The sequence below is a fragment of the Rhizobium altiplani genome (assembly GCF_001542405.1).
Taxonomy (GTDB): Bacteria; Pseudomonadota; Alphaproteobacteria; order Rhizobiales; family Rhizobiaceae; genus Rhizobium; species Rhizobium altiplani.
The window spans coordinates 174,765-190,681 of sequence record NZ_LNCD01000123.1; the positions used below are offsets into that span (position 1 = coordinate 174,765).

The 15,917-nt window shown below is 58.4% G+C and carries 16 protein-coding genes; 6 read left to right on the forward strand and 10 right to left on the reverse strand.

The window, feature by feature from the left end:
• Positions 1–23: 23 nt before the first annotated feature.
• From bfr to AS026_RS43760, 5 genes are all read right to left on the reverse strand, one after another.
• Positions 24–509, reverse strand: coding sequence for a bacterioferritin (bfr, locus tag AS026_RS29160; RefSeq protein WP_062373885.1), 486 nt, complete (start codon positions 507–509; stop codon positions 24–26).
• Positions 475–888: a (2Fe-2S)-binding protein gene (locus tag AS026_RS29165; RefSeq protein ID WP_082728625.1), complete on the reverse strand. Its 414-nt coding sequence runs from the start codon at positions 886–888 to the stop codon at positions 475–477. The genes bfr and AS026_RS29165 overlap by 35 nt, the downstream gene beginning before the upstream one ends.
• Positions 889–956: 68 nt before the next feature.
• The gene (locus AS026_RS29170; RefSeq protein ID WP_062373890.1) at positions 957–4,388 is read right to left on the reverse strand and encodes an error-prone DNA polymerase; all 3,432 of its coding nucleotides are present in this window, start codon (positions 4,386–4,388) and stop codon (positions 957–959) included.
• Positions 4,388–5,932, reverse strand: coding sequence for a Y-family DNA polymerase (locus AS026_RS29175; RefSeq protein WP_280950915.1), 1,545 nt, complete (start codon positions 5,930–5,932; stop codon positions 4,388–4,390). The genes AS026_RS29170 and AS026_RS29175 overlap by 1 nt, the downstream gene beginning before the upstream one ends.
• Positions 5,844–6,791: an ImuA family protein gene (locus tag AS026_RS43760; RefSeq protein WP_062373896.1), complete on the reverse strand. Its 948-nt coding sequence runs from the start codon at positions 6,789–6,791 to the stop codon at positions 5,844–5,846. The genes AS026_RS29175 and AS026_RS43760 overlap by 89 nt, the downstream gene beginning before the upstream one ends.
• Positions 6,792–6,952: 161 nt before the next feature.
• Between AS026_RS43760 and AS026_RS29185 the strand changes: the two genes are divergently transcribed.
• Positions 6,953–7,390 carry a metallopeptidase family protein gene (locus AS026_RS29185; RefSeq protein ID WP_018855933.1) on the forward strand — a complete coding sequence of 146 codons (438 nt, stop codon included), beginning with the start codon at positions 6,953–6,955 and terminating at the stop codon, positions 7,388–7,390.
• Between the two features lie 8 nt (positions 7,391–7,398).
• On the opposite strand, the gene AS026_RS29190 is transcribed toward AS026_RS29185, so the two are convergent.
• Both AS026_RS29190 and AS026_RS29195 read right to left on the reverse strand, forming a co-directional pair.
• A complete protein-coding gene (locus tag AS026_RS29190) occupies positions 7,399–7,605 on the reverse strand; it encodes a DUF1737 domain-containing protein (protein ID WP_062373899.1) in 207 nt (68 codons plus the stop codon).
• A gap of 13 nt (positions 7,606–7,618) precedes the next feature.
• Complete coding sequence (locus AS026_RS29195; protein ID WP_062374259.1) at positions 7,619–8,527, reverse strand: HpcH/HpaI aldolase/citrate lyase family protein; 909 nt, start codon at positions 8,525–8,527, stop codon at positions 7,619–7,621.
• Positions 8,528–8,638: 111 nt separating this feature from the next.
• On the opposite strand from AS026_RS29195, the gene AS026_RS29200 reads away from it, so the two are divergent.
• The 3 genes from AS026_RS29200 to leuD all read left to right on the forward strand — a co-directional run bounded on the left by AS026_RS29200 (position 8,639) and on the right by leuD (position 10,170).
• Entirely contained in the window at positions 8,639–8,881 is a 243-nt protein-coding gene (locus AS026_RS29200; protein WP_062373902.1) for a hypothetical protein, read from the forward strand.
• A gap of 113 nt (positions 8,882–8,994) precedes the next feature.
• Entirely contained in the window at positions 8,995–9,423 is a 429-nt protein-coding gene (locus AS026_RS29205; RefSeq protein ID WP_062373905.1) for a VOC family protein, read from the forward strand.
• A 138-nt stretch (positions 9,424–9,561) separates the two neighbouring features.
• The gene (gene leuD, locus AS026_RS29210; RefSeq protein ID WP_018855928.1) at positions 9,562–10,170 is read left to right on the forward strand and encodes a 3-isopropylmalate dehydratase small subunit; all 609 of its coding nucleotides are present in this window, start codon (positions 9,562–9,564) and stop codon (positions 10,168–10,170) included.
• Positions 10,171–10,229: 59 nt separating this feature from the next.
• On the opposite strand, the gene AS026_RS29215 is transcribed toward leuD, so the two are convergent.
• Positions 10,230–11,162, reverse strand: a complete 933-nt coding sequence (locus AS026_RS29215) for a pyridoxal-phosphate dependent enzyme (RefSeq protein WP_062373909.1) — start codon at positions 11,160–11,162, stop codon at positions 10,230–10,232.
• A 177-nt stretch (positions 11,163–11,339) separates the two neighbouring features.
• On the opposite strand from AS026_RS29215, the gene leuB reads away from it, so the two are divergent.
• Both leuB and AS026_RS29225 read left to right on the forward strand, forming a co-directional pair.
• A complete protein-coding gene (leuB, locus tag AS026_RS29220) occupies positions 11,340–12,452 on the forward strand; it encodes a 3-isopropylmalate dehydrogenase (RefSeq protein WP_062373912.1) in 1,113 nt (370 codons plus the stop codon).
• A gap of 117 nt (positions 12,453–12,569) precedes the next feature.
• Positions 12,570–13,331: a phosphatase PAP2 family protein gene (locus AS026_RS29225; protein ID WP_062373915.1), complete on the forward strand. Its 762-nt coding sequence runs from the start codon at positions 12,570–12,572 to the stop codon at positions 13,329–13,331.
• Positions 13,332–13,397: 66 nt separating this feature from the next.
• Here the strand turns inward: AS026_RS29225 and AS026_RS29230 are convergent, their stop codons facing one another.
• On the reverse strand, positions 13,398–15,284 hold the full coding sequence (locus AS026_RS29230) for an MFS transporter (protein ID WP_062373918.1): 1,887 nt from the start codon (positions 15,282–15,284) through the stop codon (positions 13,398–13,400).
• A 218-nt stretch (positions 15,285–15,502) separates the two neighbouring features.
• Entirely contained in the window at positions 15,503–15,856 is a 354-nt protein-coding gene (locus tag AS026_RS29235) for a VOC family protein (RefSeq protein ID WP_062373921.1), read from the reverse strand.
• Positions 15,857–15,917: the final 61 nt, after the last annotated feature.

Sequence of the window (15,917 nt, forward strand, 5' to 3'; positions counted from 1 at the left end):
AGGGCTGCCGGTCATGTCAATCGTTATTCGGCCTCGTCGGCGGAGTCGGCGTTGAGTTGGCCGTACTTCGATTCGCCGATCTTGCCGAGCAGCTCTAGCTGTGTTTCGAGGAAGTCGATGTGACCTTCCTCGTCTGCCAGAAGCTCCTCGAAAAGCTTCATCGAGACGTAGTCCCCGGCCTCATGACAGATGTCGCGTGATTTCTTGTAGGCCGTGCGGGCATCGTATTCGCCGGCGAGGTCGGCTTCCAGAACTTCCTTGACGTTCTGGCCGATCCGAAGCGGGGCAAGAGTCTGAAGGTTGGGATGACCTTCGAGGAAGATGATGCGCGCGACCAGACGATCGGCGTGATGCATCTCCTCGATGGATTCTGCCCGTTCCTTCTTGGCGAGCTTGGTGTAGCCCCAATCTTCAAGAAGTCGGTAATGGACCCAGTATTGGTTGACGGCGCCGAGCTCGAGAAAGAGGGCCTCGTTAAGCCGCTCGATGACTTTTTTGTCGCCTTTCAATGTCCGCTCTCCTGTTTTCTTCATGGAATTCTCTGAGGCGGGACATGAAATCAAATATTTCGGCTTCCGTCGAGTGGTGACGGGCGTGATATTCCTCGGTCGTCTGGATGATGATGTCGACCACGTTCGGGAAGCAGCCACAGCAGCGGCCTCGTTTCCCCATGGCGTGGTATACCTTTGCAGGCACAATAAGCTGCCAACAATCCTCATCGAGAAGTTCGTTGATGACTTCCCGGATTTCGTGATCGGTTATGTAGTTGCAGCTGCAGACAAGCACGGCGTCATTCCAAACATGACATTCACTATCCCCTTTTCTGCAAAAGAAGATGATAGGTGTCAAGAAAAAATCGACTCGCGGAATAGGCCATTCGTCGCTCATTGTGGGACTGTCGAAGGCACTCTCCGGTGCACTGCCAAGCCTCAAATCCGGCGTTCTGATGCACGCTCTCAATGGAAATTGCGGCCTTTTGGCATGATCTGAGCTGTTTCCCGTGCGCCATGGCTGCCAGAGTCCAGTCTCTTCTCCATCACGGCGTTCTCAACTGAGTTTGCGAGTTTCCTTTGACGCGGATCCATCGTCGGATTGAGTGCTTGATCCGAACGATCGCTAACACCAAAACGACGGGCTTCCTTCTGTAGGATGCCGAGCGCGGGGGTCATATCCTCGATATGATCGACGACGGTGTGGATCACGCCGCTCTGGCTCTGAAGCCTGCCATGGATCTTCACGAGTCGTGCTCCCATGACGATCGGGCGATATTTCTCGAAGACCTTTTGCCAGACAATGGCATTGGCAACGCCCGTTTCGTCTTCCAGTGTCATGAAGATGACGCCCTTGGCGGAGCCCGGGCGCTGACGCACCAAAACCAGGCCGGCGATCGTCACCCTTCTGCCGTTCGGGACGGTGAGAAGATCGACACTCCGCACGACCCCGGCTTTGCGGAATTCGTCGCGGAGGAACGAGACCGGATGACCTTTCAGGGAAAGCGAGAGGTAGCGATAGTCCTCGATGACTTGTTCGCCAGGCAGCATTTCCGGTAGCCGCGTCTCCGGCTCGACCTGCAAGTCGATGTGGCTCACCTGGTCGAACAGAGGAAGCTTTTCGGCAGCGCTCTTCGCATCGAGCGCGCGCACCTCCCAGAGCGCTTCCCGCCGCGACAGCTTTATGGAGTGAAAGGTATCTGCATCGGCAAGCCGTTCTATATCTGCCTTTTGTAGGCCCGAACGTAGCCAGAGATCGCGAATGGAAGAATAGCCCCTGCCTCTGTTGGCGACGAGTTGTTCCATACTCGTTTCCGAAAGGCCCTTTATCTGCCGGAAGCCAAGCCGAACGGCTCGCTTTGTCTTGATGACATTCCGCATGCTGGCATGCCGGAAATCGACTGAACGCTTGTTAAATTCTGCCTCCTCAAGCAAGCAATCCCAGTTCGATTCATTGATGTCGACGGGCCGGATATCAACCCCATGCTCCCTTGCATCCCTGACGAGCTGCGCGGGGGCATAAAAGCCCATTGGCTGCGAATTCAGCATCGCAGCACAGAAGACATCAGGATAGTAGGCTTTCACCCAGGAAGAGGCATATACCAGTAGTGCGAACGAGGCCGCGTGGCTTTCCGGGAAGCCGTATTCGCCAAAACCCTTGATCTGGTTGAAGCATTGGAGGGCAAAGTCGCGGGGATAATCCTTCGCGACCATGCCTTCAATGAACCGCGTTTCGAAATTGCCGATGGTGCCTGTTCGTTTGAAGGTCGCCATGGCGCGTCTGAGCTGATCCGCTTCGGCTGGTTTAAAACCTGCAGCCGTGATGGCGATCTGCATGGCCTGTTCCTGAAACAGCGGTACGCCGAGTGTTCGTTTGAGAACTTCCTTAAGTTCCGGGCTCGGATATGTCGTTGGGATACCGCGTGCCTTTTCCTCCCGGCGTTTCAGGTATGGGTGAACCATGTTTCCCTGAATGGGGCCCGGCCTGACGATGGCGACCTCAATGACGAGATCATAGAACCTTTGGGGCTTCAGACGCGGCAGCATGCTCATCTGAGCTCGGCTCTCGATCTGGAAGACGCCAAGCGTGTCAGCCCGGCACATCATCGCATAGACGGGATCCTCATCCTCATGCTTATCGTTGCCGAGATCGGCGAGGGTCTTCTTCACGTCGTAATGCAGGAGAAGCAGATCGAATGCCCGCTTCAGGGCGGTCAACATTCCGAGCGCCAGGATATCGACCTTGAGGATCTTCAGATTGTCGAGATCATCCTTGTCCCATTCGACCATGTAGCGTCCGGGCATTGCCGTCTTCATGATCGGAACGACTTCATCCAGCCTGTCCCTGGTGATGACGAAACCCCCGACATGCTGGGTGAGATGACGGGGAAAACCGAGAAGCTCGGATGCATATTTCAGCACGTTTTTGGTCATGGGATCGAAAATGTCGAGCCCGGCCGCCTTTGCTTCCCGTTCGGATAGCTTCTCTTCCGACCAGCCCCAGACCAGGCTGCCGATCGCGGACTGGACATCTTCTGAGAGACCGAAGGCTTTGGAAACCTCACGTCCGGCGGACCGAGTGCGATAAGTGGTCACCCCTGCTGTGAGACCCGCATGCTCCTTGCCGTATTTCTCATAGATATGCTGGATGACCTCTTCGCGCCTCTCATGCTCGAAATCGACATCGATATCCGGCGGTTCGTCGCGGTCCATCGACAGGAAGCGGTCAAAGAGCAGGGTACTTTTTTCAGGGTTCACCTCGGTTATCTCGAGGCAGTAGCAAATGACGGAATTTGCCGCGGAGCCGCGACCCTGGCAGAGGATTTTTTTCTCATGCCTGGCGTACTGGATGATCCGATGGACCGTCAGGAAGTATGGTTCATATTGTTTCTGGCGAACGAGGCTCAGCTCGTACTCGATGTTTTTCTGAACCTTCTCCGGTATGCCGTCGGGGAAACGCTTTGCCGCTCCGGTTTTGGTCAGGCGCTCCAAGGTTTGGTAAGGCGTTTCCCCCTCGTCATTTTCGGGAGGATAATTGTGTTCCAACTCATCGAGCGAAAAGGAAAGTTGTGAGAAGAACTTCTCCGTGTTTGATACCGCATGCGGGTAATCGCGGAAAAGGCGCCGGATTTCGCCGCTCTCCTTGAGGTAGCGTTCGGCATTCGGCGCTAAAAGAAAGCCTGCCTCGGGAATTGGAACATGTTCTCGGATCGATGTCACGATGTCGGCGAGGGGGCGACGGGTGGTGTCGTGGTAAAGCGGCTGGTTGGTGGCAATCAGCGGAATGCGGTTACGATCCGCCAATACAGAGAGCGTCGCGAAGACACGTTTGTCACGGCCGTCATAAGCGGGGGCGAGCGCCACATGGAAGTTTTTTCGGAAGCGCTTTCTGAAACGCTCGAGACAGGCTTCGAACGTTGCCTGATTGGCATCATCTGCAACGGATGGATCGGGAATGAGCGCGAGCATCATGTTGTCGCCCCATTCCATCAGATCCGCCTCCGTCAGAATGCACTTACCTTTCTCGGCCCTCAGGTTGCCGGTGCTCAGCAACCGGCAAAGATGTCTCCAGCCTTGACGGTCTTGGGGATAGGCCAGGATGTCCGGTGTTCCATCCGAGAAGACAAGGCGGGCGCCCGGCTGAAAACGCATCGGATCAAGAATGACGCCTTTCTTTTCATGCTCCTCCAGAAGCCCGGCTTTCATCCGCTCGAATTTCTTCTGGATCGCCTTTGATTGGGCATGTGCCCGGACCACACCTGCAACCGAATTACGGTCGGCAATACCAAGTCCTCCAAGCCTCAGAACGGCAGCCTGGACGATCATTTCCTCCGGCTTGGATGCACCCTCCAAAAAGGAAAAATTGGTCTTTGCGCCGATCTCGAAGAAGGCCGACATCAGGCACTGACTCCGTGCATGTACCAGTTCTGCGTTGCGTCACGCTCATAGTGGCCATGGCGATAGATCCAGAAACGGCGTCCCTGATCGTCTTCGATCCGGAAGTAGTCCCGATCCCCCGTGTCCGAACCATCGAGCCACCATTCCGTTGCCAGTCGTTCTGGCCCCTCGCTTTTCAAGACACGGTGCTGCTTGCGCCGCCAGTGAAAGCTGGCGGGTGCCCCATCGGGGACTTCGACGGCAAAGGCGTCCATCGGCTCCGGCTTCCGCAGTATCCGGATGGGCCGCTCGTTTCTGGCCGGTGGAGGATGTCCTTCCCTCGTTTTCGGGGCGGACAGGTGATCGATTGCGGGCACGGCAATGACAGCTCTTTCCGGCAGGTGGCTCTCCCGCAATTGGAAGGTCTGCAGGCAGTCCTCCCCGAGGCGGGCGGAAACCCGATCCACGAAGGCAGCAAGGGAGGCCTCCTTTTGCTGGTGGTGTTCAAAATCGCCTTGCGACGTCACGAAATCTTCGTGAAGGAGCACGTTGAGACGAAGGATCTCAAACCCATAGCCTGCATCAAAATCATCGTGGATTGCCTGCAGGCGTTCGGCAAAGAGAGCGGCGATGCGCTTTGGTTCTCTCAGGGGCTGCGCGGTCTCGGCGGAAATGCGGAACACCTTGCCGTCGACACGGAACAGGACCAGTTCGAAGATGCGGCCGCCGATGCCACGCGCTTCCAGGGAGGGCTTCAGGGAGACGGCAACCTGACCGGTGAGCGCGAGGATATCGTCTTCGGCTCCGATCGGCTCAATCAGGCGACGTTCGACCGAGAGGCTCGCGACTGGAAGACGTGGAGAGACAGGCTCTTCATCGGTTCCAAGCGCCTGATCGAGCCGCAAGAGCAGGGATCCGCCAAAGCGACGGGCAATCGGGGCGCGTGGTGCATTGAGAAGGTCACCCACATATTTGAGCCCGGTTTTATTCAGGGCGCCTATGGTTGCTTCTTCGAGACGCAAGGCCGCGACCGGCAAAGGAGCAAGCGCCTGCTCGACCTCTCCGTGTTCGATGATGCCTCCTTGGCCAAAACGGCTGATGGCCCAGGATAATCCCGGCGACGAAGAGATGGCGCCGCGGGCATCAACCCCCATCTGGAAGAGCCTGGCGAGAATATCCTTCAGAAGAGGCGTCTCGCCGCCGAACAAATGGGCGCAGCCGGTAATGTCGAGAAACAGGCCATCCACGCCATCGAGAGCGACAAGCGGGGTATAGCGATCGCACCAGTCGGCGATGGCTTCCAGGAAACGTCGGTTGGCAGCTGGGTCGTCCTCGATCACATCGAGCTTGGGATAGGTGGCGCGGGCTTCGGCAACGCCCATATGCTTTCTGAGTTTGAGGGCTTCGGCCGCCTCGTCCAGCGCCGTTAGCCGCATGGTATTGTTGAGCCGGCTGGAACAGACAATCGGCGCTGCCTCAGGACGACCGTGCGAACGCCAGGAGAGCCCCCATTTCTTTCTTGATATCCGGTCGGTTGGAAGATGCGGAAAGTGGAGTGCCAGAATGCGCTGCGCGTTCGTCTGGAAGGCGAGGGTTGGCTGATCGGGAGACGGCGAAAAAACGGCGGTCATGAGAGTTCCACTCCAGTAGAAAGGAGAGGGGAGCCGGGTTGCGGCTCTTCTCCAGGGTGAGATGAAAAACCGGATTGCCGATGCTACCGCCCAGCATCGTGCCATCCGGCAAGGGGCGCGCCTGTGCCGGCGCGGGTGCTGCAAGGAAGCGGAAATAAGCGCTGCTGGCTTCTTCCTCTCCAGCCTGCCGCAACAAGAAAAGCGGGCGTTTCGATGCTTTCGCCCGCAAGCTCAAACGACGGCTCTCCGTCAGGTCGAAGGGCTTTGGGTTGCCGCGGATCTCCAGAACCGTCGCAGGAAAAACGCCGCTTTCGACTGCCGCTTCCGCAAGCCAGAGAGCGTCTTCAAGCTTGCGCGGACTGGCATAGAAGAACTGGTCCGGTTTCAGACCGAAATCTCGTAACCCTACGGCGTAGGGGACGCCTGCTTCCATCGTGGAAACCATGTCCGCGATCCACAGGATCGGTGGCGGCGCACTGTGGCTCTCCTCGACTTGACGCTGCAGTATGGCGGCAAGCGCCAGCACAAAGCCGCTGCCCGCACCGGCCTCCCGCAAGAGGTCCGAGCGAACCTCGGTGATCCCGTCGAGCGGCAAGCCGCCATCGATCGCCTCGTCCAGCGTGGGGATTCCAAGAGGAAGACGCAGGACACTTTCGTTCTTCGCGGAGAGCCCTTTATCAGCCAAGGCTTCGCTTTCCGCAGCCGCCAAGGCCGGCGCGGGCTTTCCCTCAAGCTTTGCAATGGTTTCGCGGAGCGCAAAAAGCCGCTCGCGCATCACGGCCGGCTGTGCCATGACGTTCTCCAAGTCTCATATGTTCCTGTTATGTTCTTATGGATTCCAGAGGCGGGTGAAAGAGTCAACAGGCATTTGATGTGAATTTATTCCTGCCTTTGATTCCGCTCTCGAAAATCGTGCGCAAAGGTTCTATATGGGCGGCAAAGGAAGGAATATTAATGGCCCGCATAGACCAGAGCGAGGATTGGCGGGATCGCCACGCGCCGACGATCAGTACCTTCGAGTCGTTGGCGATGGAGGCATATAGCCACCTGCCGGAAGAATTCCGCTCGCTGACCACCAATTTGACCATCGAGATCGAGGATTTTCCCGACGACGACGTGTTCGAGGACATGGCGCTGGAAACGCCATTCGACCTTCTCGGCCTCTTTGAAGGCCGGGGGATCTCGGAGCGTTTCACGATGGAAACCGGCGAACTGCCGAACCGTATCCGCCTCTACAGGCGGCCGATTCTCGACTACTGGGCCGAGAACGACGAGACGCTGGGCGATATCATCACCCACGTCCTCATCCACGAGATCGGCCACCATTTCGGTCTCAGCGACGACGACATGGAACGGATCGAGGCAAGTGCCGAAGAGGCGGCCGAACGCTAAGCCTTCGCTTACTGTTCGGACAGCTTCATGTCCGGGTGGTAGTCCTTGCCTTCGACTTCCTTGACGATCGCCTGAGCGCACATCACCTGGCCGGTCAGGGTGTTGAAGGTCAGTGACGGCGAGCCGTTCAGCGACCAGCCCTTGTTGAGGGCGTCGGTTACGCGATGACAGAAAGCGGCATCATCCTGGCCGGTCAGAAGGCGATAAAGCTTCATCTAGAGTCGTCTTTCACTTCGCCGTTTGGCGCTCTGCAATCAGGCGGGCTTTATGAACCAGACTTTCCGCCTGGACAAGATGCAGCCGCTCGATCATCCGTCCATTGACATTGATGACGTTCAGACCTTCGGCAGCCGGGCCGGCAAAGGCAGCGATGATTGCCTCCGCCTCGGCAATTGCCGCCTTGTCCGGGCCGAAATGCCGGTTTGACGCTTCGATCTGAGCAGGATGGATCAGCATCTTGCCGTCGAAGCCCATGGCCCGGGCATGCGCGCATTCGGCGTCGAAGGCATCTGCGTCCTTGAAATCATTGAAGACACTGTCGATCGCGTCGAGGCCATAGGCCCGCACGGCAAGAACCACCTGCATCAGCCAGGGCACGAGATAGGTGCGGCCGGGCTGCGGCAAGACACCGGTCTCTTTGCGCAGGTCGTTGAGGCCAACGACGAAACAATCGAGTCTCGAACCCGGCGTGCGTCCGGCTTCGGCGATCGCCGCCGCGTTCAGAATGCCGCGGGGCGTTTCGATCATCGCCCAGATGCGGAGGCTATCCGGCGCATCGGCATCGGCAAGCCGGTCGCTGATGGACATCACATCCTGAGGCTCGTCCACTTTCGGCAGAAGCACGGCATCCGGTTCCAATGCCAAGACCAGCTCCATGTCGGCATTGCCGAATGTGGAAGCCAGCGCATTGATGCGGATGATCCGCTCCTTGTTCACCAGAGGAGGGCCCGAAAAAAAGGCTTTCAGATTGTCGCGGGCTTCCGCCTTTCGCTCCGGCGCCACCGAGTCCTCGAGATCGAAGATCACGGCGTCGCAATCGAGCGCATGGGTCTTTTCCAAGGCGCGTGCATTGATGGCCGGAACGCTTAGCACCGAACGGCGGAGATTCAAGGAACGAGTCGGAGAGTTGCGGGTCATCACAAATCTGTGCCAAGCTTTGTGATGGGTGGCAAGACAACAAAAAGCCATGCTCACCTTGCAGAGAAAGAAATGAAGGACCACATTCCTTTCCGAAGAAAGGTCTAAACCATGCAAAGCATTCGTTCCGTCTTCCTCCTGCTCGCAGGCATCACAGCCTTCGTTGCGTTGGCGCTCCTCACATTCTCTGTGACGATCGCAGTCGGCGGTATCCTGACGGTGCTCATGGTTGGCCGCGCGCTTTCGCTGAAGATGAAACCGGCCCCCGTTCGCGCCACCGCCAGAACGAAGTCTCATTCCGGCGAGAACATGCGTATCTGGAATGACGGGCGCGGCACGATCATCGACCTCTGACCGTCGGGTCGTTTCCAGAAAAATTTCGACATCGTTGTCGGCTTGGCTGATCTTCCCGCGTCTTTGGAAGGCCAGGGCTTTTGCCCAAACCAAATCAAACAATGGAGGACAGAATGGATACCGCAACGGAAACCGGCGCAACGAAAATGCCGCCGGTCAAGAATGGCCTGTTGCCGTACGTCACGGTCGATGGTGCGCTAAAGGCCGCGGAATTCTACAAGCGTGCGTTCGGTGCCGAGGAGGCGTTTGTCGTTCCCCCGGATGAAAATGGGCGGACGATGCATGTCCATCTCTACATCAACGGAAGCTCGTTGATGCTCTGCGATGCCTATCCCGAGCATGGTCATCCCTTCGAAAAGCATCAGGGCTTTACGCTTCAGCTTGTTATCGACGATATCGATTTCTGGTGGGGCCGCGCCGTTACTGCCGGCGCGGAGGTCATCCTGCCTGTCCAGTTGATGTTCTGGGGCGATCGATATGGCCAGCTTCGCGACCCGTTCGGGGTTCTCTGGGCAATGAATGCGCCAGCGAATGCAAGTTGATCTCACGATATCCATGGATGGCTGCGCGTCGAATCCGCGCGCGGCCTTTCTCGCGATGTAAATTTTCCTTCATTTCGGCCGAAATCTGGACTAAACGCTGATCAACAAAACTACGTCTGCTGACATTGGAGCCAGGCCATGGACAAATTCGTAAAGCTGACGGGCGTTGCTGCCCCTCTGCCTGTTGTCAACATCGACACCGACATGATCATTCCGAAGGATTACTTGAAGACGATCAAGCGCACCGGTCTTGGCAAGGGTCTTTTCGCCGAAGCCCGCTACAATGAAGACGGTTCTCCGAACCCGGATTTCGTGCTGAACAAGCCGGCCTATCAGAATGCAAAGATCCTCGTTGCCGGCGACAACTTCGGATGCGGCTCGTCGCGCGAGCATGCGCCGTGGGCGCTTCTCGACTTCGGCATCCGTTGCGTCATCTCGACCAGCTTCGCCGACATCTTCTACAACAACTGTTTCAAGAACGGCATTCTGCCGATCAAGGTCAGCCAGGAAAACCTCGACAAGCTGATGGACGACGCCTCGCGCGGCTCCAACGCGATCCTGACGGTCGACCTGGAAAACCTTGAGATCACCGGTCCGGACGGCGGTTCGATCAAGTTCGATCTCGACGAGTTCAAGCGTCACTGCCTGCTGAACGGCCTCGACGATATCGGCCTGACGCTCGAGAAGGGCAAGGCAATCGATAGCTTCGAAGCCAAGAACGCGGCATCGCGCCCCTGGGCTGCTTAAGTCTTAAGAAACATAGCATTCGTCAAAGCCGGGTTTTCGCTCGGCTTTTTCTTTTGCTGCTACAGCAACCGGTCTTTCCAGGCCTTCAGCTTTTCCAGCGAGACACCGATGCCGCCGCAGACTTCGATCAGCGGATTGTTGAAGCGAGCGAGGATATCGGGATGCATGTCGGCCACCGCCAGAGCGGCCCCACAGGCGGGCTCGACCAGAATGCGATAGGCATCGGCGAACTTCAGGCAGGCAGTGACCGCCTGCGCATCGGTCACCGTGACGCTTTCGATCGGGTGGTGCTTCGGCAGATCGAAGACATGCTGCGCCACCTGACGCGCACCGAGCGAGCTGGCGATCGACGTGATCGCCGGCAAGGTAATGCGCTCGCCTGCAGCGAGACTGGCATGAAGCGACGCAGCTCCTTGGGTCTCGACGGCAATGACCGGCACATCAGACAGGCCGTTTCGCTTGAGACCGGCAACGATACCCGCCAGCAAGCCACCACCGCCGACGCTCGTGATGACGCAATCAAACTCGGCGCCCTTCGCGACAACCTCGTCGATCAGGGTGCCGTGCCCATCCCACAGAAGCGGATGATCGAATGGGTGCACGTAGGCTGCCTTTCTGGCCTTCGCGCATTCGATTGCATAAGCATTGGCTTCGTCGAACACCGATCCGTGCACCAGAACCGTGGCGCCAGTTGCTTCGATCGATTGGCGCACTTCCGGCGACGTCGTCTCCGGTACGACGATCGTCACCGGAATGCCGAGCGCCCGTCCCGTATAAGCGGCGGCGATCCCCGCATTGCCGCCGGAGGCGCAGAAGATCTCACGGGCGCCGTTCTCGATCTCATGCTGGCAAAGCCTGCCAACACCGCGAAGCTTGAAGCTTCCAGAGGGCTGCAGCGCGTCGAGCTTCAGCCATAGCGGCTTGTTGCTCGCGCTGTAATCGGCGGAGGTGCGGAAAAGCGGCGTGTCGAGGTGCAGGGGCGCAGATGGCATGATGATATCCGATGACCGTGGCGATGGAGGCTCTTCTTGTGGACCCGCACGCGCCGATCGGTCAACGAGGGATGTTGGCAGTAATTCTGCAACCGTACCGAATCGGCCTCCCACTCGCTTGAAATGCCGTTTTTGCAGGTCTAAGAAGCCGCAACTTGTTTTTCCGCGGAGGGTTTCATGACAGCGCGCAATCTTTTCCTGCTGCCGGGCGACGGCATCGGCCCCGAGGCCATGGGTGAGGTCCGCAAGATCATTGCCTATATGAACGAGGCAATGAATGCCGGCTTCGTCACCGATGAAGGTTTGGTCGGCGGCAGCGCCTATGACGCACATGGTGCCGCGATCTCCGAAGCCGACATGCAGAAGGCGCTCGCAGCCGACGCCGTTCTCTTCGGCGCCGTCGGCGGCCCGAAGTGGGATGATGTTCCCTATGAAGTGCGCCCCGAAGCCGGCCTGCTGCGTCTGCGCAAGGATCTGGAGCTTTTCGCAAACCTGCGTCCGGCCATCTGCTACCCGGCGCTCGCTTCCGCTTCCTCGCTGAAGCCGGAGCTGGTCGAAGGCCTCGATATCCTGATCATCCGCGAACTGACAGGCGGCGTCTATTTCGGCGAGCCGAAGACCATCACCGATCTCGGCAATGGCCAGAAACGTGCGATCGACACGCAGGTCTACGATACCTACGAAATCGAGCGCATCTCGGCCGTGGCCTTCGAAATGGCCCGCACGCGTCAGAATCGCGTCTGCTCGATGGAAAAGCGCAACGTCATGAAGTCGGGCGTGTTGTGGAACCAGGTCGTCACCGCGACGCACAAGGACAAGTATTCCGACGTCAAGCTTGAGCACATGCTGGCCGATGCCGGCGGTATGCAGCTGGTGCGCGCGCCGAAGCAGTTCGACGTCATCGTCACCGACAACCTGTTCGGCGACATGCTGTCCGACGTTGCCGCCATGCTGACTGGCTCGCTCGGCATGCTGCCTTCGGCTTCGCTTGGCGCCCCGGATGCCAAGACCGGCAAGCGCAAGGCCCTTTATGAGCCCGTGCATGGTTCGGCTCCTGACATTGCCGGCAAGGGCATCGCTAATCCGATCGCGATGATCGCTTCGTTCGCCATGTGCCTGCGCTATTCCTTCAACCTCGTGAAGGAAGCCGACAACCTCGAAAAGGCGATCGCCAACGTGCTCGACAAGGGCATCCGCACCGGCGATATCATGGCCGAAGGGTGCACGAAGGTCGGAACCACTGACATGGGTGACGCGATCCTCGCCGAGTTCAAGGCGCTTTCTGCCTGATATTTCACGTGAAACACGCTTTCGGCCCTCCGCATCCACCGATGCGGAGGGCCTTTGCTTGAAGGCAGTTATTGTCGCCCCTATCTCCCTTCTGCATTGAGGAAAGAGCGGAGTGGAATGAGCGGGACCGTCGATCGCAAGCCAAGTTTCTGGAACTATCTGCGAAAGCGTTATGAGACGCGGCGTACGATCCATCGGCGGGTTCCCTGGAAGGGCTTCGTGTTCACCGCCATCAACGCGATTGCCATTGCTTTCTTCGTCTTCGACCGTCCGCTCGGACAGGCGGCCAAGGACCTGGCGCCGCGGCTGATCACCGTTGCCGGGGACATTACCGATATCGGCAGGCTCGCCTGGATCCTGGCAGGCCTCTGCACGATCTTTGCCACCGGCTATCTCGTTCGCCGCCGACTCTGGAAGGTGCGCAGGCGGTTCCGCATGGTCTATTTCACACAGATGACGGCGTATGTCGGGCTGTCTGTGCTGGTCACCAGCATCGTTGCCAACGTGTTGAAGTTTGCAATCGGCCGGGCCCGACCACTGATCTATGACCAGGAGGGTATCTTCAGCTTCGCGCCTTTCAATGCTGACTTCCTGCACCAGAGCTTTCCGTCCGGCCATTCGGCCAACATCGGCGCGCTGTTCGTGGCGCTCGCACTTCTTTTCCCGCGTTTTCGCCTTGGTTTTATCGGTATCGGCCTTTGGCTTGGCGCCACACGCGTCATCATCGGCGTGCATTATCCAAGCGATGTCGTGGCCGGCCTTGCGTTGGGCGCCTGGTTCGCCTTTGCCACCTCAGTCCTCTTCGCGCGCTGCGGTCTGGTGTTCTCCATCGATCGTGATGGCGGCTGGCCGACGCCGCGGCTGAGCCGTCTTCTCTAGCCCTCCATAAGTAAAAAACCCGGCGCCTTGAGAGCGCCGGGCAGATGTTTGCAGTCTTTAATCGGCTCAATCCATGGCGTGGATATCGCGGTCCTTCGTTTCCGGCAGGAAGATCAGGCCGATGACCAGCGTGATGGCTGCGAAGACGATCGGATACCAGAGGCCGAAGTAGATATCGCCCTTGGCCGCGCTCATTGCGAAGGCCATCGCCGGCAACAAGCCGCCGAACCAGCCGTTGCCGATATGGTAAGGCAGCGACATGCCGGTGTAGCGGATGCGGGTCGGGAAGAGTTCGACCAGCAGAGCTGCGATCGGGCCATAGACCATCGTCACATAGAGAACGAGCACGAACAGAATGGCGATCGTGCCGATCCAGTTGACACGGGCAGGGTCGGCTACCATGGAGAAGCTTCCACCCTTGGCAATGTTATAGACCGCCATGTCGGTGGCGCCCTTTGCTTCATCGGCCGTCAGCAGCTTGTCGGCAACCAGCTTGTCGGCCGGCATGGTCTGTTTTTCACCGGCGCGTACTGCGTCAGCGTTGAGGGCAAGCTCAGGGTTGGCCGCGATGAAGGCGTCCAGCTTCGCATCCGGCACCTTGATGGCGCCGCGGTTCAGCGGGTATCCGGCATCATGAAGGGCGATGTTGACGCCCTTTTCGAACGCGCCCGTCATTGCCTTTGCCTTGTCGCCGGCGGCGACGACGTCGAAGCTGGGGATGGTTTCGTCACCGATCTTGATCGTGGCAGGCTGGCCTGCCGGGCCGGGCACGACATCATAAGGCACCGAGTTCTTGGTCAGGAAGGCAGTGGCCACATCGCAAGAGTTGGTGAACTTCGACGTTCCAGTTGGGTTGAACTGGAATTTGCAATCCGCCGGATCGGCCGTCACGGTTGCACGGATAGAAGCCTGGGCTTCCGCGAGCGCCGGATTGGCAGTCCAGGTCATGGCCTTAAACAGCGGGGTGTAGGTAACGGCGGCGATCAAGAGGCCGGCCATCAGGATCGGCTTGCGGCCGATCCTGTCGGACAGGGCGCCGAAGATGACGAAGAAGGGCGTGCCCAGGAAGAGCGCAATGGCGACCATGATGTTTGCCGATTGCAGATCAACCTTGAGCACGTTCTGCAGGAAAAACAACGCATAGAATTGGCCGCCGTACCAGACGACCGCCTGACCCATCGTTGCGCCGAGAAGCGCGATCAGGGCGATCTTGGCGTTCTTCCACTGACCGAAAGCTTCCGTCAGCGGTGCCTTGGATCCCTTGCCTTCGGCTTTCATGCGCTGGAATGCCGGAGATTCGTTCATCTTCAGTCGAATCCAGACGGAAATCCCGAGGAGCACGACGGAGACGAGGAACGGAATGCGCCAGCCCCATGCCGCGAAGGCTTCCTTGCCCATCAGGAACTGCACACCGACGATGACGATCAGCGACAGGAAGAGGCCGAGCGTAGCCGTGGTTTGGATCCACGACGTGAAGTAACCGCGGCGTCCATGGGGTGCATGTTCGGCCACGTAAGTCGCCGCACCGCCATATTCACCGCCGAGCGCAAGACCCTGCAGGAGACGAAGTCCGATCAGGATGATCGGTGCTGCGATACCGATCGTCGCCGCACCCGGCAGGATACCGACGAGGAAGGTAGAGAGGCCCATGATGAGGATCGTCACCAGGAACGTGTATTTGCGTCCGACGAGATCGCCGAGACGCCCGAAGACCAGTGCGCCGAACGGACGCACGAGGAAGCCGGCAGCGAAGGCCAAAAGCGTGAAGATGTTTCGCGTTGCTTCCGGATACTGGGTAAAATAGGTCGCGCCGATATAGGTTGCGAGCGAACCGTAAAGATAGAAGTCGTACCATTCGAAAACGGTGCCGAGCGATGAAGCGAAGATAACCTTCTTCTCCTCGCCCGTCATCGGACCGGCCTTAGGGCCGTCGACGCTTGCGATATTTGCCATTTTCTGTCCTCCACAGAACGATGTGAACGCGGCGCGCGACCACCATGCTCTCCTCAAAGCATACCCTCGGGTCGAGGTTCGCCTGACAAGAGTGTGACAGAAAAGCTCATCCATACGGAGAGCGGCTTTGGGATTATGACTTTAGTCTAACACCTTCGCGCGAATTGCTGCTGGATGGCGCAGACGCGTCCCGCCCGAGGAGTCGGGTGTTGCCGGCTTCAAGGCCTATGGGAAAGAATATTCACGATTGTTCCAAAGGGGTCGCGCACGTAGAAGCGCCGAACGCCCCAAGGCTCATTGGCCGGCCCATAGATGATTTCGAAGGCTGACGCGCTCATGGTTGCGAAGGCCTCGTCAACATCGTCGACCTCGATCGAGAGGCCTGGAACCGGCGTGTCTGAGCCGCCCTCGCTCGCAAAGCCCACCTGGACCCGCATTGATTGGTTTGAGCCATATGTGGAGATCCAGCCGTGATCCACCAGCACGTCCAGACCAAGGATATCCTTATAGAAGACCTTGGCAGCGGCCGGGTCGGCTGTTTCGATGTTTGCTACGATTCGCAGGACCTTCATATCGCCTCCGGCAATACAGTTTCCCTTAAGCTATGCGCGAACTCCATGCGGGCAAGAAAAA